The sequence below is a fragment of the Aequorivita echinoideorum genome (assembly GCF_018476645.1).
In the GTDB taxonomy this organism is placed as follows: Bacteria; Bacteroidota; Bacteroidia; order Flavobacteriales; family Flavobacteriaceae; genus Aequorivita; species Aequorivita echinoideorum.
This window is the reverse complement of sequence record NZ_JAHCTB010000010.1, coordinates 1-5,726: the sequence shown is the minus strand read 5'-3', so window position 1 is coordinate 5,726 and position 5,726 is coordinate 1. Positions and strand designations below refer to the sequence as shown.

Here is a 5,726-nt window from a genome sequence, read left to right as displayed (position 1 = left end):
ATGCAATACTCGGATAAACAACCATTAATAGCTAAATATCCATCCATATACGCAGGTGGATATTTTAAAATTTTATATGGATTTTGATTTTCAGTCACGGTTTTTTCAGCTTGTTGCCAACGTTTGGTGTATGCGCAGTGGCGAAACGGTATCCAAAACCCCGCCCCCGCACGGACGCTAAATGTATAAAATTATTCCCGGACTTTCCCTAAACTGCCATTGCGTATACGCAGTGTTGCGCACCGTTTTTCTTCCGCACCGCTCCGAAACTGTTCCGATCCACCGTTTTTTTTGGTCGGATCGGTTTCCGCACTGCTTGGCAAAATCTTTTTCTCTCGAATCACTTCCGCCGCTGCTCCGGTCCGGACTGAAATCCCTTTTTTTTCCGCACGCCGCTCACGTGTCCGATCAGTTTCTTTTTTTGGGACACCACTTTTTTCTACCAAATGGTGCGCAACGTCTTGTGTATGCGCAGTGGCGAAACGGTCTCCCATATCCCCGCCCCCGCACGGACGCTAAATGTATAAAATTATTCTCGGACTTTCCCTAAACCGCCATTGCGTATACACGGTGTTGCGCACCGTTTTTCTTCCGCACCGCTCCGCAACTGTTCCGCTCAACCGCTTTTTTTGGAGTCGGATCGGTTTCCGCACTTCTTGGCAAGATCCTTTTCCAGCGCCCCGCTTCCGCCGCTGCTCCGCTCCGGGCTGAAATCCCCTTTTTTTTCCGTACGCCGCTCCCGTGTCCGATAAGCATCTTTTTTGGGACACCGCTTTTTTCTCCCAAATGGTGCGCAACGTTTCTTGTATATGAGCTGTGGCGTGTCTCGGCACAGACCTCTCCAAATATAAACTATCTTTGGAAAATCCGTAGGATTTTTCAAGTGTGGACTGACCAAGCCATAGCTTATATACGGTGTTGCCAACTGGCTTTATTCTCCATTATTTTATTCAGTTCAATTTCTTTTTGAGTTCCGATTAGAAATTTTTTCCCATTCTTAAGTTCAATCGCCAAACCTTTATTTCCTTTCGTATTATATACAGTTCCGTATTTTGTCCAAAGTCGGATTCCCCAACCTCCAATAAATCCATAATTCACAGTTTCAGCGTTTTTTATTTCTTTCCAATTTACTCGCTTTTTAACGAAAGGGAAGAAATTCATTCGGATTTCATTTTGGTCAATTTCGGTTTTCAGTCGCATAAACCAAAACATTGCTATTAAACCAAAAATAAAAAGACAGAAAATTATAAGTCCGAAGTCAGACATTGGATTGTCTCCAAATTTTTCTGCGAGAATTAATTGTTTATAAATTCCGAAAATAGGTAAAATTCCGATTCCGATTAAAATCAGCCAAAGCCACCATTGTGTAAATTTTTGTTCTTCTTTAAACTCAATTTTCATTTTGTGTTCGATTTTTTTCAGCTTGTTGGCAACGGTTAGTATATGAAAAGTAGGCGATTTCGAAGCACCAAACTTTCAGTTAAACCCGAACTTTGATACGAGCTAAAACCCTTGATTTTACTACTATTTCGCCTATTTTTTATATACATTGTTACCTGCTGGCTTTTTTCATTTTTTCTTTCAGTTCGTCAATCGTGTATGGTTCTTTTCGTTTATGAATCATTGCGTGGCAGTTCGGACAAACAGGTTTCAAGTCCTTAATTGGATCGATTTTATATTCTTTTCCAATGTCAGCGACTTGTCTTAAATGGTGAACGTGAATAAAGTCTTTACCTAATTCTCCGTATTCTTTTTCAAAGTTAAATTCGCAAACTGAACAAGAAAGTCCGTAATGCTCAATACAAGTTTTTCTTGCGAATGGATTTCGTTCATATTTAGTTACTAAAACTTGATTTGGTGTTCCTTCTGTGTAAACTTTCTGTTCGTCCTTTTCAGTTTCTTTGAAAGGGTTATGTCTGATTTCTTGAGTTGTCAAAAAGTCAAACCATACGGCTTCTAACTCGTCCGTTACATCTGGATTAATCTCAATTCCTGAAGATTGCGGTGTCCAATTTACTTTTGCCAAGTTGCCTTGGTTTAAGATATCAAGACTCAATAGCGGTTCTTTTTCGGGATTTAAAATTACTTCAAAGTCAATCATTACACGATTCACTAATTTATCTTCTCCGCTCCAATGTTTTGATAAAAATGGTGGTGTCGCAACAAAACCGGCAGCCATTATTCCTTTTGGTTCTTCGCCAAGTCGCATTAAGAATGCTCTGTCTCCTGGTTGGATTTTTTTATGACTTATTACACTCCATTTTTCTGTCGCTCGACCTGTTTGTTCGATTTGGTCAATGCTCTGTTCAAGAGTTGTCCAATTCCATTTTTTCGGATTCCACGCAAATAGGAATGTTTTCATATTGTCGTTTTTTCAGCTTGCAGGTAACGTCTTGTGTATGCGCAGTGGCGAAACGGTTTCCCAAAACCCCGCCCCCGCACGGACGCTAAATGTATAAAATTATTCCCGGACTTTCCCTAAACCGCCATTGCGTATACGCAGTGTTGCGCACCGTTTTTCTTCCGTTCCGCTCCGAAACTGTTCCGCTCAACCGTTTTTTTGGTCGGATCGGTTTCCGCACTTCTTGGCAAAATTCTCTTCCCGCGCCCCGCTTCCGCCGCTGCTCCGTTCCGGGCTGAAATCCCCTTATTTTTCCGCACGCCGCTCCCGTGTCCGATAAGCATCTTTTTTGGGACACCACTTTTTTCTACCAAATGGTGCGCAACGGGTTTGTATAACCGTCAGTTACGGATTTAAAGATAACAATTTTCGGTTAAGAACTGACGTTAGCAATTCCGAGTGGATTCGGACGTAGTCGAATCCGCCGTAATTGCGGTTATACGTTGTTGGCTGAAGTTTTTATATTTTTCTAAAATCTTCATTTTCTTTAATAAAGATTACATCGTAGTGATTTGGTAAAAACCATCCAGTAAAATAAAGTAAAGTTTTTATACTTTCCTTATCTGGATTTTCGAAATGTTCAGGAGTAATATTAAATGCTAAAGTTAATCTATTATCATCACGCCACCAGATTATTGCAGTTTTTACATTTATTAGATTGAATGTTTTAAAAAAAGCTTTAATGTGCTTTCTTGCTATTACTGGTAGAAATTGATTGGAAGGTTGACCTATTGTTGTTTCACGTTTATTAATGTATCGATCAATAGTTTCGCCTGTAAATGGAGCTGTAATTTTATCTGAATAGAATTTATTATTTAATGAATAATCTATAAGATCTCCAAATGTAAATTTCCATTTAGAATTATCTTCACTTCCTTCATTTATTATAATCCCAACACCATTTTCAATACAAATTTTAACAAAATAATCAATTTTGAAATTATTCTTATTATTACTAGCTGATAAGTTTAAGTAACTCATTCCAACTTGATCCTCTATAATTTCATTTTTATTCTTTTCAAAAGTAAATAGATTTATAGTTTTATTGAACTCTTCTTTCCAAGACTCATTATTTCTTAAGTCGATAGGTGTTGAAAATACTTTTGTTAACTTCTCAAAACTTGAAGAAATATTATTCTTATCCTTACTTGATTTTTTTCTAAAATTAAATAAACTCATATTTTTTAAATTTCTGCCAACGGTCTCGGCTATGAACAGTTGGGGATTTTACGCCCTAACTTTTCGGTTTGTCACCGACCTTTGTTTTATGTTTATACTTTGGTTTCATCACTTTCGCCCCAATTGTTTATAGCCATTGTTGTGCAACGTTTTTTTATTTTCTTTACCACGAATGAAAGTAATACATAAAACTTCCATCGTTTTTTAAATATAATGTAAATCTTTCTCCTTCTGAATACATATGAGCAACAGTCGCAACAGAATTATATTCCATTGGATTTTCGGTAAAATGTAATTCGGTTAAATTTCTGTTCGACAATCCTGTAATTGCCTTTTGCCAAATTATACTTCCGTTTTTATCTTTACTTGCAAGTATTATTTTATCATTAGCTTTTGAAACTACTAAAGTTCCAAATTCAGTTTCCTGCGTTTTGATTAGTTTTAATTCCGATTTTTCTGTATAGTCAACTCCATAAAAAGGTCCGTCATCAAAAGTTGTTGTCATTTTAGGCAGATATTCCACATTTTCGACTTGAGAATAGAAGTCAGCACGTAAGAAGTCAATTTTTTCAGCGATTGATTTTTGTAGAAATTCGGTCGAGTCAATTTCTCTAATTTTCAAATAGACTTCTGAAATTTTTTTAAAATAATTTGTATCAATATTTTTATTGCAATTCGGATGATATCCTTTTAATTGATAGACAATCATTGGAATAATGAAATTGGTTTTAATTTCAGATTGACCTCTGTCTTTAGCAAAATCCATTTTCGATAGTCCATCAAGTTCAGATTCTGGCCATTTTATAATTTCCATTTGGTCTAACCCAAAAAAGTCGAGATACTTTATTTCATAACATTCTTTAGATTCTTGTCCGAATAAAGTCAGATTTATAGCTAAAAATAATATTGTTAAAATTCGATTTTTCATTTTTTGGTCAAATGTTGCACAACGGTCTCGGCTATGAACAGTTGGGGGTTTTAAGCTCTAACTGTTCGGTTTAGCAACGACCTTTGTTTTATGTTTATTCTTTCGTTTTATCACTTTCGCCCCAATTGTTTATAGCCATTGTTACCTGCTGGCTTTTTTTAATAATTTCCTCCCATTGCTTTGTACAAATCCAATGTTCTTTTAATATCCTTAATTTGAGTTGAAGTAATTGTTTTTATGTCGTGGTACTGTCGTCCTATCAGTTTCATTTTAGCAGACTTAGCATTAGCAAGAGCATCAAGTAATTCAGTATTAGATTTACCCATAGATTCATCAAACCATTCCCAAATTCGTCCACCATTTCCTGAGTCAGTTTCTGTGTCCATTGGGATAAATTCATACGCTTTTCCGTCAATCGAAAATTGTACTTTATGGAAAAACAACCAATCATCAGCGTGATATTGAAGTCTTAATCTTAAATTACTTGGCATCCCGTTATTTGATTGGAAATAGCAATAAATTCCATTTCGATTAGTGTATTTCGGTGCTGATTTTGGTTTGTGCCAAACTAAACCGTCTGGATCAAATTCGTCTTTTTTTGTATTGAAGTACGGTTCTAATTCTTTGATTTTAGAACTGTCAATTTTTACGGAATTCTTAAAATCTTCAATTTCTTTTTGTTTATAAGCATCTGCACTTTCTTTTAAGGAATTTTTCATTTCAAATATTCGAGAACGAACGCTCATTTTTAATGAGTCCATTTTGTCAAAATTGATAGTCAATGCAATATTATTCCCTTGCTCATCCAATAGTTTGAACTCAGTCGGCTTGGTAGCAGAACTGCCATAAGCCTCTTCCATATCTTTAGACACTTTTTCGGAAATGCAAAACTTTTGATAAGCTTCTAAATATGCGATAGAATCAGTTTTTGCTCTTATTATTACTCCATCTTTTTCATCACGTTCAGTTCCTCCAAAGATTGATTCCTTTGTGCCAAGTTCAACATATTCATACTTTTTTGATTGTTGACAAGAAACGATAGTAATTATTAAAGTTGCAAAGAGTATTATTTTCTTCATATTGTTTGTTTTTTTGTATTATACTGAAATAGGTTGACCTTTTTTGGTTTCATTTTTCGTTTATTAAAAGGTCAAAAAATCTAAATTTTGTTTGTTTTTTTTGTAGGAATGGTATGCTACATTTTGTTTTATATGAACA

Annotated in this window: 8 protein-coding genes; all 8 read right to left on the bottom strand. The window is 35.7% G+C overall.

The window, feature by feature from the left end; translation table 11 throughout:
* Positions 1 to 191: 191 nt before the first annotated feature.
* The 8 genes from KIV10_RS13645 to KIV10_RS13610 all read right to left on the bottom strand — a co-directional run bounded on the left by KIV10_RS13645 (position 192) and on the right by KIV10_RS13610 (position 5,587).
* Positions 192 to 494, bottom strand: coding sequence for a hypothetical protein (locus KIV10_RS13645; RefSeq protein ID WP_214114685.1), 303 nt, complete (start codon positions 492 to 494; stop codon positions 192 to 194).
* 52 nt (positions 495 to 546) lie between these two features.
* On the bottom strand, positions 547 to 756 hold the full coding sequence (locus KIV10_RS13640; RefSeq protein WP_214114684.1) for a hypothetical protein: 210 nt from the start codon (positions 754 to 756) through the stop codon (positions 547 to 549).
* Positions 757 to 906: 150 nt separating this feature from the next.
* Positions 907 to 1,401, bottom strand: coding sequence for a phosphoethanolamine transferase domain-containing protein (locus KIV10_RS13635; RefSeq protein ID WP_214114676.1), 495 nt, complete (start codon positions 1,399 to 1,401; stop codon positions 907 to 909).
* Between the two features lie 151 nt (positions 1,402 to 1,552).
* Positions 1,553 to 2,362: an HNH endonuclease gene (locus KIV10_RS13630; RefSeq protein ID WP_214114674.1), complete on the bottom strand. Its 810-nt coding sequence runs from the start codon at positions 2,360 to 2,362 to the stop codon at positions 1,553 to 1,555.
* 116 nt (positions 2,363 to 2,478) lie between these two features.
* Positions 2,479 to 2,685, bottom strand: coding sequence for a hypothetical protein (locus KIV10_RS13625; RefSeq protein ID WP_214114672.1), 207 nt, complete (start codon positions 2,683 to 2,685; stop codon positions 2,479 to 2,481).
* 175 nt (positions 2,686 to 2,860) lie between these two features.
* Complete coding sequence (locus KIV10_RS13620; protein ID WP_214114670.1) at positions 2,861 to 3,580, bottom strand: hypothetical protein; 720 nt, start codon at positions 3,578 to 3,580, stop codon at positions 2,861 to 2,863.
* A 163-nt stretch (positions 3,581 to 3,743) separates the two neighbouring features.
* Positions 3,744 to 4,508, bottom strand: coding sequence for a hypothetical protein (locus KIV10_RS13615; RefSeq protein WP_214114668.1), 765 nt, complete (start codon positions 4,506 to 4,508; stop codon positions 3,744 to 3,746).
* 158 nt (positions 4,509 to 4,666) lie between these two features.
* Positions 4,667 to 5,587, bottom strand: a complete 921-nt coding sequence (locus KIV10_RS13610; protein WP_214114666.1) for a hypothetical protein — start codon at positions 5,585 to 5,587, stop codon at positions 4,667 to 4,669.
* Between the last annotated feature and the right edge of the window lie 139 nt (positions 5,588 to 5,726).